This is a genomic window from Massilia forsythiae, assembly GCF_012849555.1.
In the GTDB taxonomy this organism is placed as follows: Bacteria; Pseudomonadota; Gammaproteobacteria; order Burkholderiales; family Burkholderiaceae_D; genus Telluria; species Telluria forsythiae.
The window spans coordinates 3,310,266-3,329,802 of record NZ_CP051685.1 but is presented as its reverse complement, the minus strand read 5'-3'; the positions used below and the strand labels follow the sequence as shown (position 1 = coordinate 3,329,802).

18 protein-coding genes are annotated in these 19,537 nt (G+C 68.8%); 9 read left to right on the top strand and 9 right to left on the bottom strand.

The annotated features are described in order from the left end of the window. Nucleotides 1–94 precede the first annotated feature (94 nt). The 4 genes from HH212_RS14310 to HH212_RS27730 all read left to right on the top strand — a co-directional run bounded on the left by HH212_RS14310 (nucleotide 95) and on the right by HH212_RS27730 (nucleotide 4,290). Nucleotides 95–1,060: a DUF535 family protein gene (locus tag HH212_RS14310; RefSeq protein ID WP_170203090.1), complete on the top strand. Its 966-nt coding sequence runs from the start codon at nucleotides 95–97 to the stop codon at nucleotides 1,058–1,060. 110 nt (nucleotides 1,061–1,170) lie between these two features. After that, a complete protein-coding gene (locus HH212_RS14305) occupies nucleotides 1,171–2,109 on the top strand; it encodes a glycosyltransferase family 2 protein (RefSeq protein ID WP_308633207.1) in 939 nt (312 codons plus the stop codon). Continuing rightward, entirely contained in the window at nucleotides 2,102–2,509 is a 408-nt protein-coding gene (locus HH212_RS14300) for a GtrA family protein (protein ID WP_170203088.1), read from the top strand. The genes HH212_RS14305 and HH212_RS14300 overlap by 8 nt, the downstream gene beginning before the upstream one ends. After that, nucleotides 2,506–4,290 (top strand): glycosyltransferase family protein, encoded by a 1,785-nt coding sequence (locus HH212_RS27730; RefSeq protein ID WP_170203087.1) that lies wholly within the window; start codon nucleotides 2,506–2,508, stop codon nucleotides 4,288–4,290. The genes HH212_RS14300 and HH212_RS27730 overlap by 4 nt, the downstream gene beginning before the upstream one ends. A gap of 225 nt (nucleotides 4,291–4,515) precedes the next feature. On the opposite strand, the gene HH212_RS14290 is transcribed toward HH212_RS27730, so the two are convergent. From HH212_RS14290 to HH212_RS14275, 4 genes are all read right to left on the bottom strand, one after another. After that, complete coding sequence (locus tag HH212_RS14290; RefSeq protein ID WP_370663875.1) at nucleotides 4,516–5,856, bottom strand: ATP-binding protein; 1,341 nt, start codon at nucleotides 5,854–5,856, stop codon at nucleotides 4,516–4,518. Beyond that, complete coding sequence (locus tag HH212_RS14285; protein WP_170203086.1) at nucleotides 5,853–6,515, bottom strand: response regulator; 663 nt, start codon at nucleotides 6,513–6,515, stop codon at nucleotides 5,853–5,855. The genes HH212_RS14290 and HH212_RS14285 overlap by 4 nt, the downstream gene beginning before the upstream one ends. 282 nt (nucleotides 6,516–6,797) lie before the next feature. Further along, complete coding sequence (locus HH212_RS14280; RefSeq protein ID WP_170203085.1) at nucleotides 6,798–8,351, bottom strand: Do family serine endopeptidase; 1,554 nt, start codon at nucleotides 8,349–8,351, stop codon at nucleotides 6,798–6,800. Nucleotides 8,352–8,527: 176 nt separating this feature from the next. After that, nucleotides 8,528–8,998, bottom strand: a complete 471-nt coding sequence (locus HH212_RS14275; protein WP_170203084.1) for an Hsp20 family protein — start codon at nucleotides 8,996–8,998, stop codon at nucleotides 8,528–8,530. A gap of 245 nt (nucleotides 8,999–9,243) precedes the next feature. Here HH212_RS14275 and HH212_RS14270 point away from each other — a divergent pair, with 245 nt between their 5' ends. Both HH212_RS14270 and HH212_RS14265 read left to right on the top strand, forming a co-directional pair. Beyond that, nucleotides 9,244–11,196, top strand: a complete 1,953-nt coding sequence (locus HH212_RS14270) for a M61 family metallopeptidase (RefSeq protein WP_170203083.1) — start codon at nucleotides 9,244–9,246, stop codon at nucleotides 11,194–11,196. A 159-nt stretch (nucleotides 11,197–11,355) separates the two neighbouring features. Continuing rightward, the gene (locus HH212_RS14265; RefSeq protein WP_170203082.1) at nucleotides 11,356–12,321 is read left to right on the top strand and encodes a hypothetical protein; all 966 of its coding nucleotides are present in this window, start codon (nucleotides 11,356–11,358) and stop codon (nucleotides 12,319–12,321) included. 171 nt (nucleotides 12,322–12,492) lie between these two features. On the opposite strand, the gene HH212_RS14260 is transcribed toward HH212_RS14265, so the two are convergent. Both HH212_RS14260 and HH212_RS14255 read right to left on the bottom strand, forming a co-directional pair. Continuing rightward, nucleotides 12,493–12,966, bottom strand: a complete 474-nt coding sequence (locus tag HH212_RS14260; RefSeq protein ID WP_170203081.1) for an AtaL-like protein — start codon at nucleotides 12,964–12,966, stop codon at nucleotides 12,493–12,495. A gap of 37 nt (nucleotides 12,967–13,003) precedes the next feature. After that, on the bottom strand, nucleotides 13,004–13,900 hold the full coding sequence (locus tag HH212_RS14255) for an NmrA/HSCARG family protein (RefSeq protein ID WP_170203080.1): 897 nt from the start codon (nucleotides 13,898–13,900) through the stop codon (nucleotides 13,004–13,006). A gap of 103 nt (nucleotides 13,901–14,003) precedes the next feature. Between HH212_RS14255 and HH212_RS14250 the strand changes: the two genes are divergently transcribed. Then, nucleotides 14,004–14,897 carry a LysR family transcriptional regulator gene (locus tag HH212_RS14250; protein ID WP_170203079.1) on the top strand — a complete coding sequence of 298 codons (894 nt, stop codon included), beginning with the start codon at nucleotides 14,004–14,006 and terminating at the stop codon, nucleotides 14,895–14,897. Here HH212_RS14250 and HH212_RS14245 read toward each other — a convergent pair. After that, complete coding sequence (locus HH212_RS14245; protein WP_170203078.1) at nucleotides 14,887–15,540, bottom strand: CatA-like O-acetyltransferase; 654 nt, start codon at nucleotides 15,538–15,540, stop codon at nucleotides 14,887–14,889. The two genes, HH212_RS14250 and HH212_RS14245, sit on opposite strands and share 11 nt — an antisense overlap. Before the next feature lie 143 nt (nucleotides 15,541–15,683). On the opposite strand from HH212_RS14245, the gene HH212_RS14240 reads away from it, so the two are divergent. Further along, on the top strand, nucleotides 15,684–16,214 hold the full coding sequence (locus HH212_RS14240) for a GNAT family N-acetyltransferase (protein WP_170203077.1): 531 nt from the start codon (nucleotides 15,684–15,686) through the stop codon (nucleotides 16,212–16,214). Nucleotide 16,215: 1 nt separating this feature from the next. Here the strand turns inward: HH212_RS14240 and HH212_RS14235 are convergent, their stop codons facing one another. Beyond that, nucleotides 16,216–18,075 carry a DUF885 domain-containing protein gene (locus tag HH212_RS14235; RefSeq protein WP_170203076.1) on the bottom strand — a complete coding sequence of 620 codons (1,860 nt, stop codon included), beginning with the start codon at nucleotides 18,073–18,075 and terminating at the stop codon, nucleotides 16,216–16,218. Nucleotides 18,076–18,169: 94 nt separating this feature from the next. Between HH212_RS14235 and HH212_RS14230 the strand changes: the two genes are divergently transcribed. Further along, the gene (locus HH212_RS14230) at nucleotides 18,170–18,562 is read left to right on the top strand and encodes a lysozyme inhibitor LprI family protein (protein ID WP_170203075.1); all 393 of its coding nucleotides are present in this window, start codon (nucleotides 18,170–18,172) and stop codon (nucleotides 18,560–18,562) included. A 39-nt stretch (nucleotides 18,563–18,601) separates the two neighbouring features. Here HH212_RS14230 and HH212_RS14225 read toward each other — a convergent pair whose 3' ends face one another. Further along, on the bottom strand, nucleotides 18,602–19,366 hold the full coding sequence (locus HH212_RS14225) for an alpha/beta hydrolase family protein (protein ID WP_170203074.1): 765 nt from the start codon (nucleotides 19,364–19,366) through the stop codon (nucleotides 18,602–18,604). Nucleotides 19,367–19,537 lie beyond the last annotated feature (171 nt).

The window sequence follows — 19,537 nt, the reverse complement described above, 5'->3', positions numbered from 1 at the left end:
GCATGGTCATCGGTCAAACGGATCGTCCGCACTTGCCGGTCGATTGCGGGTCCAATCCGGATGAGCAGACACGCTCCCTCGCGGATCCGAACCGATGAACATGCTCCTGCGCTACCTGGCGCGCTATTGGTACGTCAGCCTCGGGCACTACGGCATGCGCGCATGGGCCGCCAGCGTGCTGCGCTCGCTCAGGGTGCTGCGCTGGCCCGGCCGGCACCGCACCCTGTGCGGCTGTACCGTGTACCACCGCTACGTCGCCCGCGATGCCGATGCGGACGTGTTCCACCACCTGAGCCACCGCGATTACCTGTCGCGGCACTTCACCCCGGCCGAGCGCGTCGCCTGCATGCTGGACCACTACGGTTTCGAGAGCGCCGCCTTCGACGAAGATTACCAGCGCCAGGTGTACGGCGGCGGCCTGCGCCTGTGGCGCCATGCCGCCGGCGGGCACGAGTTTTCGATCTGGCTGAAGACCAACCAGCGCTATCTCGGCGAAGGCGACCTGAATCTGGTGATGCGGCTCGGGAATGAAACCCTGCACCGGATCGGCTTCAACTGGGTCGACGCGACGATCGCCGCCATGCATGCCGCCATCGTTCCCTTTATCGCGCGCAACCAGGGCCGCTGGCGCGACGAGCTCAGCGATGTGCTGTACGCCGCTTTCGAGGCCAGCTTTCCGAACAACGCGCCGGCCTATTTCTGTGTCGCCGCGATGGCGGGCCTGGCGGCGGCGGTGGGTGCGCGCCAATTATTGTGCGTCAAGAGCGACATGGCCTTGTCGCGCATGCTGCGCTCGAAGCAGGGTTATCCGGCCGCGTACGACAGTTTCTGGGATGCATTCGGCGGCACGCGCAGCGGCAAGGGTTGCCACGTGATTCCGCTTCCCTTCCAGTTCAAGGATCTCCAGCAACTGGCGAGCAAGCACCGCAAGCGCGCGGCTGCGCGGCGCGCGTGGTGGACGGAAATCGGCACTGCCGCGCATACCACGCTGCACGGACACCTGCGCAATGCGCCGCACGCAAACGTTCATGCCAAGGTATCGCAGGAGGACCGGCAATGAACTCCCCTGAGGACGCCGGCGTTTCCGACAGGGCTGCAGCAAACCCGCTTTCTCCGCAGCCCACAGGCGGCCCATCCCCCATCGCTGCGCGATCCATTGACCTGAAACCATTGTTATCGCTCGTGGTGCCCTTGTATAACGAGGAAGCGGCGATCGCGCAATTCTTCCGCCACGTGATTCCCGAACTCGAACGCATCCCGAACATCCGCTTCGAGATCCTGTGCGTCAACGACGGCAGCCGCGACCACACGCTGGAATGCCTGGTAGCGGCGTCGCAGGCCGACGAACGCGTGCGCGTGATCGACCTGACCCGCAACTTCGGCAAGGAGGCGGCGCTGACGGCCGCCATCTTCGAGGCGCGCGGCGACCTGGTCGTGCCCTTCGACGCCGATTTGCAGGACCCGCCGGACATGATCGGCAAGCTGGTCGAGAAATGGCGCGAAGGCTACGACGTGGTGCTGGCGCGGCGCGCCGACCGTGGCGCCGATTCGCTGCTAAAGAAGTGGACCGCGCTGTGCTTCTACCGTATCCACAACGACATGGCCGATGTGGCGATTCCGGAAAACGTCGGCGACTTCCGCCTGTTTACGCGCAGCGTCTGCGATGCCTTGAAGACCCTGCCGGAATCCTGCCGCTTCATGAAGGGCCTGTTCGCGTGGGTCGGCTACCGCACGGCGGTGGTCGACTACGCGCGCGCGCCGCGCAGCGCCGGCACCAGCAAGTTCTCGGGCTGGAAACTGTGGAACCTGGCGCTGGAAGGCATCACCAGCTTCAGCACGCTGCCGCTGCGCGTGTGGACCTATCTCGGCCTGTCGATCGCTTTCTTCGCATTGGGACGCGCCGCCTGGCTGGTGGTGCGCACGCTGCTGTACGGCGTCGACGTGCCCGGCTACGCGTCGCTGGCCACGGCGGTGCTGCTGCTGGGCGGCATCCAGCTGATCGGCATCGGCGTGCTGGGCGAGTACGTCGGCCGCATCTACCTCGAATCGAAGCAGCGGCCACTGTACCTGGTACGCCAGCGCTACGAAAGGACGGCGCCGCATGGCTGACCGCGCCGCGCTCGCGCGCTTCCTGCTGTACGTGACGGTCGGCGCGGCCGGCACCGCGCTGCACTACGCGCTGCTGGTGGCGCTGGTGTCGCTGCACTGGCTGGCGCCGGCGCCCGCCTCGGTGCTGGGCGCGCTGGCTGGGGCGACGCTCAACTTCGTGCTCAACGCGCGCTTTACCTTCCGGCGCCACGGCCACGACCACCTGGCCTGGCGCAGCGCCGTCCGTTTCTTCGCCACGGCGGCGCTGGCGGCGCTCGCCAACGGCGTGCTGATGGCGCTGCTGCTGCGGCATGGCGCGATCGACTACCGCATTGCGCAAGTGCTGGTCACCGCGCTGCTGCTGGGCCTGACCTTCGCCGTCAACGCAGCGTGGACCTTCGGTCCGCGCACGCCGTCATGAGCGCAGCCGACGCATCTGCCGACCCGTCCGCCGGTCCGTCCGCCGGTCCGTCTGCCGGTCCGTCTGCCGGTTCCCCGGCCGAGGCGTCCGGCGCCGATGCATCCGGCGCCGATGCGTCGGTCGATCCGGCGCAGGCCGGCGCCGCGTGCGCACGCGATGGGGCGGGCGCTGCGGCGCACGCGGGTGCACCCGCGCCGCCCGTTGCGCGCCTGTGGACCTGGACCGCGCTGCTCGGCCTTGCCGCCCTGCTGCTGCGCCTGCCGACCCTGTCCAGCCGCTCGCTGTGGCTGGACGAGACCTACAGCGCCTGGTTCGCCGCCGTGCCGCTGCGAGAACTGTGGACCGGCGTGCCGCTGTACGAAACCCATCCGCCCTTCTACTACACGCTGCTGAAAGGCTGGATCGCGCTGTTCGGCACCAGCGAGGCGGCAATGCGCAGCCTGTCGGTGCTGGCCGGCGTGCTGGCCGTGGTCCTGCTGCCCGCGTGCGCGCGCCTGGCGCGCCTGGGTACACGCGCCGAACGCGTGGCCCTGCTGGCGGCGCTGTTGCTGGCGCTGAACGCCAATGCCATCCTGTTCGCGCAGCAGGCGCGCCCATATGCGCTGCAGGCGCTGGCCGGGTCGCTGGCGGTGTTCTGTTCCGGCCTGCTGCTGGCGGCGCTGACGGGCCGGCACGGTTGGTCCGTCCCCACGCCTGGAAGCGAACCGGCAGCGGCCGGACAATGGCCGCACCCGTCCGGGGCACGGCAGCTGTGGCCGGCCGGCGCCGGCCTGGCCCTGGCCGCCGGCGCCACGCTGTGGCTGCACAACACCGGCGTGTTCGCCGTCTTCGCCATCTGGACCGGCATGGCGGCCGGGCTGCTGGCGGCGCCGGGCGTGCGCAGCCGGTCCGCAATGAAACGCGCCTTGCTGGCGCTGGCGCTGTCCGCCATCGGCGCCGTTCTGGTCTGGTCACCCTTCATCCCGATGCTGGTGCGGCAGAACGCCGCGATGGCAAAGCTGGCATTCTGGGTACGCTTCCAGCCGTCCAACGTGGTCGCCGCCTGGACCGTGATCAGCGGCGCCCGGGCGCTGCACTACCCTGCAGCGGCGCTGGTGCTGGCGGGTTTCCATTGGCTGTGGCGCCATGCGCGCCCGTTGTGCTGGCACCTTGCCTGCGTGCTGGCGCTGCCGGTGCTGGCGCTGGCCGCCTACAGCCAGTTCGTCAAGCCGGTGTTCCTGTCGCGCCTGTTCGAATGGCTGGCGCCGCTGGGCATGGTGCTGATGGCGCTCGGGGTGGCCAGCCTGCGGGCGCGCTGGCGGGCGGCGGCGCTGGCGCTGGTGCTGGGCTTGTCGGCCTGGTCGGTGATCGGCTTTTACCGCTCGCACACCGAGAACTGGCGCGAGATGCTGGCGCAGCTGGCGCGGGAAAGCCGGCCCGGCGACCTGGTCGTGGCGCTGCCGAACGAAGTGCAGATGCCGGTCACGTATTATCTGCCGCGCGACCTGGCGGCGCGCGTGGCCTACCTGCCGGCGCCGTTTCCGGCGCTGGGGCTGGCGCGGCGCTATGCCGGCAATTCGGGCGCGCCGGCCGTGGCGCCGGAAGATGCGCTGCGCCTGCGGGGGCTGTTGCAAGGGCGCCGGCGCGTGTGGCTGATCGAGCGGCGCGCCGATCTGTACGATCCGGATGGGTTGGTGAAACAGGAATTGCTGCGATCGTACAGGGTCGCCAGCAGCATCGACGGCAGCGGCGCCACGATCACTTTATACGTAGGGTGGACGGGTCTCCCGTCCACGCGGTGATCGACGCGGTCCGGTCCGTCGAGCACGCAATCAAAACCCGCCACGGCCACATCCGCGGCAAGTCGACGTGTGCGTATCACCGCGTGGACGGCGGACACGATGCGGCCATGCGTACATGCACGGTGCAGCCGTCCACCCTACGTCCGAGGTCATGGGTCGCCAGATGCGGAGGTATGCACCGCATTGACGTAATAAGCCACGGAAACGGCATTCGCGCGCCCTGCATCACACCGGGAACACCACCTTCGCTTCCAGCCCGCCCAGCCGCGCCGATGCGCCCAGCGCCAGCGTAGCGCCGTGGCGCTCGGCGATCGACTTGATGATCGCCAGCCCCAGTCCGCTGCCCGAAGCCTGGCTGCCGGCCACGCGATAAAAGCGGTCGAACACGCGCTCGCGTTCTTCGGGCGGGATGCCGGGGCCGCTGTCCTCCACCGTCACCGTCACGCCTCCTGATGCGGCCAGCACCGAGACGTCGACCGTGCCGCCGCTCGGCGTGTACTTGACGGCGTTGTCGACCAGGTTACGCAGCAGGATCGTCAGGGCGTCCGGCTGGCCGCGCACCGCGGCGGCGTCGGCGTGTTCCAGGCCGAGGTCGATGTCGCGCGCCTGGGCCACGCCGGCCAGGTCGGCCACCGCGCGCGCGGCCACGGCGGCCAGGTCGACCGGCTGCAGCGGCGCCGGATCGGCTTCCTGGCGCGCCAGCACCAGCAACTGCTCGACCAGGCGCGTGGCGCGCTCGATGCCGGCGGTCAGGCGCCCGACCGCGACCTGGCGCGCGTCCGCATCGGCGGCGCGTTCCAGGCTCTGCGCCTGCAACTTGAGGGCCGCCAGCGGCGTGCGCAGTTCGTGGGCGGCGTCGGCGACGAAGTTCTGCTGGGCGTCGAAGGCGGTGCGCACCCGTCCGAACAGCAGGTTCAGCTCGTGCACCAGCGGGCGCACCTCGTCCGGCAAACCCTGCTCCGACACCGGCGACAGATCGTCGGCCTGGCGCGCCGCCACCTGCCGGCGCACGCGCGCCACCGGATCGAGCGAATTGCTGACCACCCACCATACCACCAGCATCAGGATCGGCATCATCACCGCCACCGGCCCCAGCGTGCGCAGGGCCAGGTTGCCGGCCATGCTGCGCCGCACGGCCAGGTCCTGCGCCACCTGCACGGTTTGCGCCTCGGTCTGGATCGAGAAGATGCGGTAGGTGGTGCCGTTGGCGCGCACGTTGGAAAAACCGAGCACGGCGCGCTGCGGCAGGCGCGCGTGCGAGGCGCTGCGGAACACCTGCACGCCGTCCGGCGACCACACCTGCAGCACCAGGTCGTCGTTGCCGGCCACCGGCGTGTCGACGCTGTTGGCGGCTTCGCTGCTGGTGAGCGGCACGCGCGAACGCAGCGACAGCGCCATCTGCTGCATGTGATAGTCGAAGATCTGGTCGGCGTCATTGAGCGCGGTGCGGTAGGCGATGGTCGCCTGGGCGATGGCGGCGATGGTGATCGCCGCCAGCAGGTACCACAGCAGGCGCCCGCGCAGCGAGTGCGTGACGCGCGCCTTCATCGCCCCTCTCACGTTCATGCCTTGGGCACCATGTAGCCGACCCCACGCACGTTCTGGATCAGGTCGCTGCCCAGCTTCTTGCGCAGGCCGTGGATGTAAACTTCCACCGCGTTGCTACTGACCTCGTCGCGCCAGCTGTACAGCTTTTCCTCGAGCTGGGCGCGCGACAGCACCGCGCCGGGACGCGCCACCAGCGCTTCCAGCACCGCCCATTCGCGCGCCGACAGCACGGTCGGGGCGCCGTCGACCAGCACTTCGCGCGTGACCGGATTCACCGAGATGTTCTTGTATTCGAAGATGGGCTCGGCGCGCCCGGCGGCGCGCCGCAGCAGCGCGCGGATGCGCGCCAGCAGCTCGTCGAGTTCGTAGGGTTTGAGGACGTAGTCGTCGGCGCCGGCGTCCAGCCCGGCCACGCGCTGCGCCACCGAGTCGCGCGCGGTGGCGACCAGTACCGGCGTGCGGTCCTTTCGCGCGCGCATGGAGCGCAATACCTCGATGCCATCCTTGCGCGGCAGGCCGAGGTCGAGCAGCACCAGGTCGTAGTTCTGGTTCTGCATCAGGGCGGTATCGGCCATCTCGCCATCCTTCACCCAATCGACCGCGTAGTGCTCGGCCCGCAACAGGTCGAGCACCACTTCGCCGATCATCGTATCGTCTTCCACCAACAGCAGGCGCATGCACATTCTCCAATTTCACATCGATGCGGAGGGGAAGATAGCACGCCGCGGGCGCCGGGTCGGCGGGCGGGCGCACATTGGCTGTAGCGGCTATCAAATACCGTCGTTCCCGCGCAGGCGGGAACCCATACACCGCTTCTGAAGTCGTGCTCTTGAATGCGCCGGTGAGCTTTCACCAGGACGAATTCTGATGCTCAGCATGGGTCCCCGCCTGCGCGGGGACGACGCTGTTCAATGCCGTCTCACACTGCAGAGGGCTCATGCTGCAAGCCTTCCGCTCCCTCAGCCGATCCTGACAGGAATGAAGATCCGGTCCCCGCCGCGCTGGATCAGCAGCGCCACCGACTTGGACGACTTGTTGACCACGTCGCGCACCTGGTCTACCGAGTTGACCGTCTTGCCGTTCACCGCCAGCAGCACGTCGCCTTCCTGCACGCCGGCCGCCTCGGCCGCGCCGGCCGCGTCCTCGATCACCAGGCCGGACGGGATGCCCGACTGGCGCCGTTCCAGCGGCTCGAGCGGGCGCAGGGCCAGGCCCAGCTTGCCGCCACCGGCGTTGCTGGCCAGGCTGTCGCGGTCCGCCTGGTCCGGCTTGTCGTTGGCGTTGCCCAGGGTGGCACTCAGCTGCACGGTACGGCCGTCGCGCCACACGTCCATGGCGACCTTGTCGCCCGGCCGGGCCACTGCCAGCAGCGCCGGCAAATCGCCCGAACCGACGATCTGCTGGCCATTGACGCGGCGGATCACGTCGCCCGACTTCAGGCCGGCCTTGTCGGCCGCGCCGCCGCGCTCGACGTTCGACACCAGCGCGCCTTCCGGCGATTCCAGCTTGAACGAATCGGCAAAGCCCTGGTTCACTTCCTGCACCACCACGCCCAGCTTGGCATGCTGCACCTTGCCGGTGGCGACGATCTGGTCCTTGATGCGCACCGCGACGTCGATCGGGATGGCGAACGACAGGCCCTGGTAGCCGCCGGTCTGGCTGTAGATCTGCGAGTTGATGCCCACCACCTCGCCGCGCGTGTTGAACAGCGGACCGCCCGAGTTGCCGGGGTTGACGGCGACGTCGGTCTGGATGAACGGCACGTTATCGTTCGGCAGCGAGCGCCCTTTCGCGCTCACCACGCCGGCGGTCACGGTGCTGTCCAGGCCATACGGCGAGCCGATCGCCAGCACCCACTCGCCCACCTGCAGGTTGCGCGTGTTACCGACCGGGACCACCGGCAGGTTCTTGGCGTCGATCTTCAATACGGCGACGTCGGTCTTGGTATCCGAGCCCAGGACCTTGGCGCGGTATTCGCGCCGGTCCTGCAGCTTGACCGTGACTTCGGTCGCATCGCGCACCACGTGCGCGTTGGTAAGGATGACGCCGTCCGGGCTCACGATGAAGCCCGATCCGGCGCCGAAAACGAGATTGCGCCCACTGCCCTGGCCATGGCCCTGGCCGCCGCGCGGCTGCTGCGGCTGGAAGCGGCGGAAGAATTCGAAGAACGGGTCGTCCTGGCCGTCGCCGTCGTCGCCGTCCTGCATCTGCACGCGCGGATCGGCCTTGGCGTTGCCGACCACGCGGATGTTCACGACGGCCGGGCCGTTGTGCGAGACGATCTTGGTAAAGTCGGGCAGGCCGACGGCATTGGCGTTGCCGGCCACCGGCGCGGGCGTCGCCGCGACCGGCGTACCGTTGGCGGGCGCCGCGATGGCGGCGGCTTCGGCGGCGGCGGTGGCGTTGTTGTGGTTGACCGCGACCGCGCCCACCGCGCCGCCGATCGCGCCGGCCGCGCACAGGGCCAGGGTGAGACGTTTTGCGGTGATGGTAGTGGTACCTTCGTTGTGCATGGTCGTGCTCCTGGGATTGGGAAAGGTCTGTTTGCTGCTTGGGTTGGAAGCTAGTTTGAGCCTGCCGCCTTAGGTCATGCTTAAGCATTTATTAGACCAGGCTTAGCGGGATGAAGGCCGGACGTGAAAAGAGGCGCCGCAGCGCCTCTTCCCGACTACCTATGTTCCGCTATCGATCAAGCGGCGTTCTGCTGAGGCTGCTCCAGCACTTGCACGTTGTCGGTATTGCCCAGCGCGTCGGCGATCGCGATCTTGCGCGGCTTGTGGGCTTCCGGTACTTCGCGCACCAGTTCGATGGTCAGCATGCCGTTGTCGAAGCCGGCGCTGACGACCTTCACGTGGTTGGCCAGCTGGAAGCGCTGCTCGAAGTCGCGTGCGGCGATGCCGCGGTGCAGGAAGGTGCGCTGCACTTCATCCTTCTGCTTGCGGCCGGACACGTTCAGGGTGTCGCGCTCGGCGACGATCTCGATTTCGTTGCGGCTGAAGCCGGCAAGCGCCATCACGATACGGTATTTGTCTTCGCTGACCAGTTCGACGTTGTACGGCGGGTAGCTCGGCGCGGCTTCGGCGCGCTGCTCGAGCAGGTTCACCAGGCGGTCGAAGCCGATGGCGGAACGATACAGGGGGGTCAGGTCAAAAGTACGCATGGTCGATATCCTTTGTAAGTTCAAGCGATAAAAGTACGGACCTCACATCGAGCATCCGTTGGAACCAATCTAATGCCCATGACCGCCCTTTTCAAGCCATACGAAATATGGTTTTGAATATCAATTTTCGAATTTCGTTCGATCGCGTGGTTCGGCAAATTTCGCGTTGTCGACCATGCTACACTCGCCCGGTTTTGCCCTCATTCCTCCGTTTCCGGCAACGTTTCGATAGTCCATCCCAGCCAATGAACGCACATTTCCCGCAGCGCCGCTCCGGTTGCGCCACCCGCCGTCTTGCCGGTGCCTCCGCCCTGGCCTTGTCCCTGTCGCTGGCGCTGGCCCTGCCCGCCGGCGCCGCCCAGCCGGCCGCGCCCGTCATTCCTGCGCCGACCGCCCAGTCCTATCCCGGCACCATCGTGCTGAACGTCGATGCGACCAACCTGTCGCAGCAGATCTTCCAGATGCGCATGTCGATCCCGGTGAAGCCCGGTCCGCTGACGCTGCTGTATCCGCAATGGCTGCCGGCCAACCACGGTCCGAACGGCCCGATCACCCAGCTGGCCGGCCTGAAGTTCAGCGCCAACGGCAAGCCGGTCGAGTGGACGCGCGACCCGGTGCAGGTGTTCGCGTTCCACCTGACCGTGCCGGAAGGCGCGACCACGCTGGAAGCGCAGTACCAGTACCTGTCGCCGCTGGACGCCACGCAGGGCCGCAACACCATGACCGACGACATCCTCGGCGTGCAATGGGTGTCGACCACGCTGTACCCGGCCGGCTACGTGGCGCGCGGCGTGACGGTGCAGGCCAACCTCAAGCTGCCCGCCGGCTGGCACTACGCCACCGCGCTGGAAACCGCCGACCGCCAGGGCGACGATGTCCACTTCAAGCCGAGCGACCTGGAGACGCTGGTCGACTCGCCGCTGTTCGCCGGCCGCTACTACAAGCAGTTCGACCTCGACCCGGGCGCCAAGGTGCCGGTGCGCCTGAACGTGTTCGCCGACAGTCCGGAAAGCCTGGACGCCAAGCCGGAACAGATCGCCGCCCACCGCAAGCTGGTTCAACAAGCATATAAACTGTTTAACTCGCACCACTACGACCACTACGACTTCCTGTTCGCGCTGTCGGACGAATTCGGCGGCATCGGCCGCGAGCACCACCAGTCCAGCGAGAACGGCGTCAAGCCGGGCTACTTCACCGACTGGGCCAAGAGCGAGGCCGGGCGCGACCTGCTGCCGCACGAGTACACGCACTCGTGGGACGGCAAGTTCCGCCGCCCGGCCGGCCAGGACGTCCCCAACTTCAACACCCCGCTGCAGAACGAGCTGCTGTGGGTGTACGAGGGCCAGACCCAGTATTGGGGGAACGTGCTGGCGGCGCGCTCGGGCCTGGTGTCGATGGCCGGCGCGCGCGACGCGCTGGCCGCCACCGCGGCGCGCTACGACAGTGTCGCCGGCCGCAACTGGCGCGCGGTGCAGGACACGGTCAACGACCCGATCATGAACGCGCGCCGTCCGCTCGGCTGGGCCAACTGGCAGCGCAGCGAGGATTATTATTCGGAAGGCCAGCTGATCTGGCTGGACGTCGACACCCGCCTGCGCGAACTGTCCGGCGACAAGCGCTCGCTGAACGATTTCGCGCGCGCCTTCTACAGCGTGAACGACGGCAGCCACCTGCCCGCCTTCTACACCTTCGAGGACGTGGTGGCGACGCTGAACAAGGTCCAGCCCTACGACTGGGCCGCCTTCCTGCGCAACAAGCTCGACGGCCACGGCCCGGGCGCCCCGCTGGACGGCCTGGCGCGCGCCGGCTGGAAGCTGGTCTACACCGACACCCCGACCGACCTGGTCAAGGGCGCCGACGACCGCAACAAGGTCACCGACCTGAGCTACTCGCTCGGCTTCACGGTGGCCCAGGACGGCGCCATCCGCAACCTGATCTGGGACGGCGTGGCCTTCCGCGCCGGCCTGGCGGCCAACAGCAGCATCGTCGCCGTCAACGACCGCGTCTACAAGCCGGAACTGCTGAAGGCCGCGATCAAGGAAGCGAAGGACGGCAAGCCGATCCGGCTGCTGGTCAAGAAGGGCAACGTGCTGCGCACCGTCTCGCTCGACTACCGCGGCGGCCTGCGTTACCCGCGCCTGGAACGCATCCCGGGCACCAAGGACCGTCTGGAAGGCATCTATTCGGCGCTGAAGTAACGAGGGCGCAAGCGGCGGGCGCATCCCGTCCGCATGGGTTTTCCACGGACGGGCCACCGGGCGTTGCGCGTTGGCCCGTCTTGCATGGCGGCCGATTTTGCGCGGCGGCCCTCAAGAGCGCGCGCGCGCTGACGATAACGTGCCAGGGAGGAGACACGCATGGCATGGTTCGACAACTGGCGCGCCGCACGGCACCTGCGCGCATCGCCCTACCGCGCGGCGCTGGCGGCGCTGCCGCCCGGGCTGCAGGCATGCTGGCGCCATGACGCTCCGTATGCCTACCCCGGCATCCCCACCGGCGCCTGGTTCTTCGCCTGCGCGGCCGAAGGTTTATTGGATTTCTTCGACGCGGCGGCGCGCAGCAGCCGTCCCTGCATCCTGCCGTCGAAGGCCGCCGATTCGGTCTGGCGCATCTGGCTGCGCCACGATGCGGCCGGGCTGGAGCGCTTCTGCCGCGCGCATGTCGGCGCGGCGCCGGCGCACGCCATGCCTGCCGCACCCGGACCGGGGGCGCTGTCCGGCGCGCTGCTGGACACCCTCGAGGCATGCGCGCGCATCGCGGGAACGCCGCCGCCGTCGCCGCGCCTGCCCGCCGTGTTCGGCCTGGACGCCAGGCTCGGCATGCCGGGCGGGCATGGCTACTGGTCGTCGCTCGACGGCATCGCCTACGCCGCGCTCGACGCCCACGGCCGCGCCGCACCGCGCACCGATGCGCCGCCCGTGTGGCCGATCCCGGTCCTGTACCGCGCCGGCCTGGTCGACCGCCAGGCCATGGTGGCCTACGCGCAGCGCAGCCGGGCGCCGGACGACGACCGCGGCCGCAGCGGCGATGACGACAGCGACTGGCGCTCCGACAGGCGGGAGCGGGAACGGGAGCGCGAACGCGAACGCGAGTATGAACGCGAACGCGAGCACGAACGCCGCCAAGACGCCGCCCGCTCCCGGTCCGGCGACGAATGCCATCCGAACGGCAAGGATGCCGCCCAAGACGACAAGCTGCCTTGTTGCTGCGCCGCGAGCGAGGATGACGATCGCGACAAGGAGCGCGCCTGCGCAGCAGGCGACGACAGCGTCCGGGAAGACAGCGGGTGCGATGGCGGCGCCGACGACGACCGCGACGATTGAACGGATGGCACGCAGCGTCGCTGGCCAGGCGCGAGTCCGACCGAGCGATGGCTGGTTGACACGTAAGGTGGACGGCTACACCCGCACGCTCCGCATCCCCGCATCGCTTGCGCCGTCCACGCGTTCAAACCAAGGGCGCGCCGCCGAAGTCCACGCACGCAGGGATCACGCTCACAACGCCCCCTGCCCCAGCAACGCGCGCGTGCGCTTCAATGTCGACAACAAGGCGGCGCGGTACCCCTGCTCGCCATCCATCCACGCCTGCTCGGCGCGTTCCTCGGCGCCGCCCGGCGCCTTGCCGCGCAGGCCGAGGTAGCAATAGAAGCGCAGCTGCAGCGCGCCCTCGTCATCCTCGAACAGTTCGTTGACGATCACCCCTTCGCGCGGCCCGCTGGCCTGGAAGAACGAGACCTTGTGCTCCGGCTCGAAGGCGATGATCTCGCGCAGCTCGTCGCCGGCGATGGTGGCTTCGCGCACGATGTGGGTGGCGCTTTCCTGCACGACCTCGCAGCGGGTGCACACGTTGGGCGGCAGGAACTGGCGCGCGTCGCGCGCCTTGCGCACCAGGCCGGCCCAGGCCTGGGCACGGGTCAGCGGGGTCTCCCCTGCCGGATTGACGGGAACGGTGGCGGTCGAATAGATCATGATGTTCTCCTTGTTAAAGTTGGGTACGAGGCCGTTCTCAGGCCGCGACGGCGGCGTCGGCAGCCACAGCGGCGGCAACCACAGCGGCGGCGAACTCGCGGTACGAACGCAGCGGGCGTCCCAGCAGCGCCTGCAGGCGCTCGGCGTCGCCGGCCTGGGGCAGCATGCCGTCGCCCAGGAAGCGCTCGCTCATCAGGCGCATGTCGTAGGCCATCCAGCCCGGCATGAACTGGCGCAGGTTGCGCTCGAACCCGGCGCTGTCGTCGCCGCCGTAGGCGACCGGGCGGCCCAGCGCCTCCGACCAGATGGCGGCGACGGCGGCGCCGGTCAGCGTGTCCGGCCCGACCAGGTTGACGCGCTCGAGGCGCTGCGGGCGCGCATCGTCGCGGCGCTGGAGCAGTGCGATGGCGGCGATCTCGCCGATGTCGCGCGCATCGATCATCGCCAGGCCCTTGCTGCCGATCGGCATCGGGTACACGCCGTACTGGAGCACGACGTCCTTGACCGTCAGGTCGTTGTCCATGAAATACGCGGGGCGCAGGATGGTGGCCTGGAAGCCCATCGTGTCGAGCATGCGTTCGACCCCGAACTTGCCGGCGAAGTGCGGCACGTTCACGTACAGGTCGCTGTGGATCACCGACAGGTAGACCACGCGCTCGACGCCGGCCTCGCGCGCCAGGTTGAGCGCGACCAGCGCTTGCGTGAACTCGTCGGGCACGACCGCGTTCAGCAGGAACAGCGTGGAGACGCCGGAGAACGCGCTGCGCAAGGCATCGACGTCGAGCAAATCGCCCCGGACGACCTCGACGCCGTCGGCAAAGGCGGCCTTGGCCGGATCGCGCACCAGGGCGCGCACGGCGGCGCCGCGCTGGACGAGCTGGTCGACGACGTGGCGGCCGATGGTGCCGGTGGCACCGGTAACGAGGATGGTCATGGCGTTTACTCCTGGGTTGGTTGAAGAGATTCCATGGTAGCCATCCCGCATCCGGTCCGATAGACGCTAAAATTGGACACACCGTCTCGATTCTGGAACACTCATGGACTTGCCAGCCCTCGCCGATTTCATCCTCGTCGCCCGCCACGGCGGTTTCGGCCGCGCCGCGCGCGCCAGCGGCCGGCCCAAGGCGACGCTGTCGCGCCGGGTGGCGGACCTGGAGGCGGGTCTCGGCCTGCGCCTGGTCGAGCGCGGCGCACGCACGCTGCAGCTGACCCAGGAGGGCCGCGCGTTATACCAACGCAGCGCGCCGCTGCTCGGCGAACTGGACGAGGTGGCGGCGGCGCTGGCCGTGGGCGGCGAGCGGCCGCGCGGGCGCCTGCGCATCAGCGCCCCGCTGCTGTTCTCGCAGGTCGCCATGGGCAAGCTGGCGGCCGGCTTCGCGCTGGCCTACCCGGAGGTGCGGCTCGAGGTCACGACCGAGGACCGCGCCGTGGACATGGTCGAGGAAGGCATCGACCTGGTGATCCGGGTGAACCCGGCTGCGGACGAAAACCTGGTCGGGCGCATCTTCCTGCGCGACCGGCTGCTGGTGGTGGCGAGTCCGACCCTGGCGCGGCCGGCGGACGGCGCGGCGGTGCCGGCCGTGGTGCGCGGCGCGGCCGACCAGGACACGGCCTGGGAGATGAACACGTCAAGCGGCGCGGCGCGCATCGCGGTCGACCCGGTGCTGCGCCTGTCGTCGCTGGTGATGGTGCGCGATGCGGTGCGCGCGGGGGTGGGCGCCGCACGCCTGCCGCTGTCCTTGGTCAGCCACGACCTGGTGGCCGGCACGCTGGCGCACTGGGGCGACGTGGCCGGGCCGGAGACCGCGCTGTGGGCGCTGTACCCGTCGCGCCGCCTGCTGAGCGCGCGCGTGTCCGCTTTTCTCGATTACCTGAAGGCGGCCTTTCCGACCGGGCGCGCCGAGGAACTGGCGGCTTACGTCAGAGGATGAATGGCGACGCCAGCATGATCGCCTCCAGCTCGGCCGCGATGCGCTGCGCCAGCAGGTGGATGTGGTAGCCGTCGACGAAGCCGTGGTGCGCCTGCACCGAGAACGGCAATTGCAGGCAGTCCGGCCCACTGCGGAACCTGCCCCAGGCCAGCGACGGGATGTCCGGCGCGGCCAGCGACGCCATCGGATGCTGGATCGACGTGAAGTCGAGCCAGGGCATGCAGGTGATGAATACCTGCTCCCTGGCCTCGCGCGCGCTCATGCCGGCGTAGTTGTCGTTGAGTGCTTCCATGGCGCCGGCTGCGCGGCCCGCCGCCTGGCTGCGCGCCACGAACTCGCGCACGTCATCCGACCAGTCGAACTGGGCGAAATTCAGGTCGAAGTGCTGGTTTACGACGGTGTAGGACGGATGCAGGCGGTCGATCTCGATCACCTCGCGCTCGAGCACGCGGTAGCGGAAATTCTCGACCTGCAGGATGGCGCGCAGCACGGCGCACAGCAGCACGTGGAACGGACCCAGGCCCTGTTCCTTGCACCAGGGCCGGAACTCCGGCAAGTGCATGGTGAAGCACAGGTTGACCGCCGGGCTGTCCATGCGGTCGAACAGCGCGAAGCGGTCGCGCCGCCGTTCGAAGTTCTGCATGCTCGCGCTCCTGGAGGATGAAAGGGCTGGGATTGTCGCATACCGGCGGCGGCTTGCCCGGCGCTGTCATCTTGTCATGCCGCGCTGTTCGTGGGAGGATCGATACCTGTTTTCGATATCTGCTTATATCGCACGGGAACCGCATGCGCATCCGCCTGATCACCGAAGAAGATTGGCCGACCCTGAAAGCCATCCGCCTCGCCGCCCTGCTGGACGCGCCGACCGCCTTCGGCGTCAGCCACGCGTCCGCCGCGGCCCAGAGCGACGCCCAATGGCGCGAGCGCGCCGCCGCCGCCGGCCGCGGCGGCACGGCGTTCTGGCTGGCCTTCGACGATGTTGCCGGCAGCGCGGACGCGGCGCACGCCACGCAGGAACCGGCCGGCATGATCGGCGCCGGCGTCGATGGCGGCGGCCGCTACAACCTGATCGGCATGTGGCTGCGCCCCGAACGGCGCGGCTCGGGCGCCGCCGCGCGCCTGGTGGACGCGGTCAAGGCACGCGCCGTGGCGCTGGGCCACGCGCGCGTGGTGCTGGACGTGGCGCCGGAGAACGCGCGCGCCGCGCGCTTCTACGCCAACCAGGGCTTTACCTTCCTCGACGAATGGGAACCGCTGGCCAGCCATCCGCACATCCGGGTGCGCAAGATGGCATGGCTGGCGCCGGCCACGGCCTGAATCAGCGCGCTTCTTTCCGGGCGGCGGCGATCCAGCCGTCGACCTGCGCTTCCAGGATCGGCAGCGGCAGCGTGCCGTCGCCCAGCACCACCGCGTGGAAGGCGGCGTAGTCGAACTTCGGCCCTAGCGCCTGCTGCGCCTTCGCGCGCAGTTCCTGGATCTTCAATGCGCCGACCTTGTAGCTGAGCGCCTGGCCCGGCCACACCATGTAGCGCTCGACCTGGTTGGCGGCGCGCGCTTCGCTGTAGCCGAGCGTGTCCATCATGTAGGCCACCGCCTTCTCGCGCGGCCAGCCCTGCGCGTGCATGCCGGTGTCGACCACCAGGCGCACCGCGCGCAGCAGTTCGTGGTTCAAAAAGCCGTAATACGCGATCGGTTCCCCGTACAGGCCGAACTCCTTGCCCAGCGATTCGCAGTACAGCGCCCAGCCCTCGGTGTAGGCGGCGGCGCTCAGGTGTTCCGTATAAAACTTGCGGAAGTCCGGCAGCGGCAGTTCCTTCAATAGCGCGGCGTGCAGGTGGTGGCCGGGCACGCCCTCGTGCAGCAGCAGGCTGGACATGCCGTCGATGCCGTAATCCTTCGGGTCATTGACCACCGCCCAGAACACGCCCGGATGCGAGCCGTCGGCGGCGACCGGCGTGTAGTGGTCGGAGGCGGTGGCGCGCGTGAGTTCGGGTTCGAGCTGGATGTCCAGCTGCGCCTTGGGCAGCAGCGTGAAATAGGCCGGCAACTTGGCCTGCACGGTCGCGTAAAGTTGGCGGTAGCGCTCCAGCACCTGCTGCTCGCTGGTGAACGGCTTGAAGCGCGGCTGCGCCGCCACCCATTGCGGGAAGCGGTTCAGGGGGCCGTCGTAGCCGAGCCGCGGCGCCAGCGCCGCCATCTCGCCCTGGATGCGCGCCACTTCCTTCAGGCCGAGGTCGTGCACCTGCCGCGGTGCCAGGTCGAGGTTGGTGTTGTGCAGGATGCGCGCGCGGTACCAGGCCGCGCCGTTGGGCAAGTCGCCGTAGCCGGCGCCGGCGCGGCCGGCGGCCAGGTAATCGCGTTCGAGATAGGTGCACAGGCGGTCGAGCGCGGCCTGGATGGCGACGATGGCCTGGACGTAGCCCGCCGTCAGCGCGCGCCGGTCCTGCTCGGCGAAGCCGGCCGGCATGCGCGCGACCGGGCCGTAGAACACGCTCTCCTCGAACCTGGCGCTGCGCAGCTGGCGGAACTGCGCCAGCATTTTGCTGGTGATCGCCTTGGGCTGCACCACGCCGGTCCGCACGCCTTCCCGCATGTTGGCGATGGCCTGGTCGATCCAGGCCGGCAGCTGCTCCAGCCGGTGCAGGTAGGCGCGGTACTGCTCTGGCGTGCCCAGCGGCTGCGAGCCGGTGCCGCCGGCGTAGTTGGCCAGCGTGCTGGGGATATTGTCGAAGTGGTTCAGCGGCAGCAGGTGTTCCGGAAAGCGCTCGAAGTCCAGCTGGCGCGCGATCTCGAAGGCCAGGATGTCGTAGTTCAGCCGGGCCTTGGGCGCCAGGCGCGTGCGGTCGATGGCCTGCAGCTGGCGCAGCAGGCGCCGGTTGTCGGCCAGGTAGCGCTTGCGCACCTGCGGCGCGATCGCCATGCCGATTTGGTCGTCGTAGCGGCTGTCGCCGTTGGCGGTGGCGAACAGCAGCGGATCGAAGCGCGCGCGCAGGTCGTAGAAGCTTGCCGCCAGCCGGTCGACGCGGCGCTCGGCTGCTTGTGCATCCTGGTGCGCCCTGGCCGGCGCGGTTGCCGGTGCCTGCGCTTGGGCAAATGCAGGCGCGGGCAGAACGGCGGCGCCGGCGAATGCCGTGGCAGCGAGGATGGCGGCGGTCATCGGGCGAACTGAACGGTGCATGCTGGTCCTTGTGGTTAGAATTTCAAAAAGCATACAACAGCCGCGACGGCGCCGGAACGTTCGGTCCCCTGGCGGCCTTGCATTGGAGAGGACGATGACGAGCAAACGATCGATACACGACAGCATGCGCGGCCTGCGCGCGGCGGCCCTGCTGGCGCTGTGCGCATGTGTCTCCCCCGCCTTTGCGCTGGACTGCAAGAACGCCACCACCACGGTGGACATGAACCAGTGCGCGGCGAGCGAGCAGAAGCAGATGGAAGCGACGCTGAATCTCACCTACCAGCGCGTGCTCAAGGCGCAGCCGCCCAGGGTCAGGACCAAGCTGGTCGCGGCCCAGCGCATGTGGATCAAGTTCCGCGAAGCCGATTGCGACGCGGTGTTCGAGAAATACGCGGGCGGCACGATGCGCAACGTGGCGGTGCTCGGCTGCATGCAGCGGCGCGCCGGACAGCGCATCAAGGAGCTGGACGATTACGTGACGCCGTGAGTCATGCTTCGTCCCCGCGCAAATGGGTGATGCCGCCGTCTATGCCGCGTCCAGGTAGCGTGCGCTCCACGCCGCGATGATGGCGGCCACGTAGGCGGCGTCGTCGCGGCCGGTGACCAGGTGGTCGATCCCGTCCAGCGACACGAAGCTCTTCGGGTGCCGCGCCAGCTCGAAGATGCGCCCGGCGTTGGCCATGTCGACCGTGTCGTCCTGCGGCGCGTGCATCACCATCAGCGCGCGTTCCAGTTGCGCGATGCGCTCGTGCAGGCGGTGCCCGGAAGCGTCGTCGACGAATTGCTGGCGGATGTTGAAGTTGCGGCCCGCCAGGCGCACGCGCGCCTCCCCCAGTTGGGCGATGGTGTCGAGGTGCCCGGACAGCAGTTTGTCGACCACGTAGCGTGGATCGCTGGGTGCGGCGATCGTCACCACCGCTTTCGATTCGGGAATGCGGTGGGCGGCGGCCAGCACCGCCGCGCCGCCCAGGCTGTGGCCGACCAGCAGTGCCGGCGCGGCGAAGCGCTCGCGCAGGAAGCCGGCGGCGGCCACCAGGTCGTCCACGTTGGAGGAAAAATTGGTGTCGGCGAAATCGCCGGCGCTGGCGCCCAGGCCGGCGAAGTCGAAGCGCAGCATGGCCACGCCGCGTTCGGCCAGGCCCTGGGCAATGCGGGTGGCGGCCAATACGTCCTTGCTGCAGGTAAAACAGTGGGCGAACACGCCATAGGCGCGCGGCGTGCCGTCGGGTGCGTCCAGCTTGGCCGAGAGCTTGCCGTGCGGGCCCTGGAAATCCATGCGTTCGGTGAGCATTGCCATCCTTGCGATGTTGACGATTCTTGCAAAGGCGCTACTCTGCACCGGATCGATGGCGCGTGCAAGCCGGCGCCGCTTGCGCACCTGCGCCAAGTTGCATGCGTGTCTGGTCCGACCTCGGCGGGTAATCGACTCTTACATGGCTGCGGTCACTGCGCCGACTGCGGC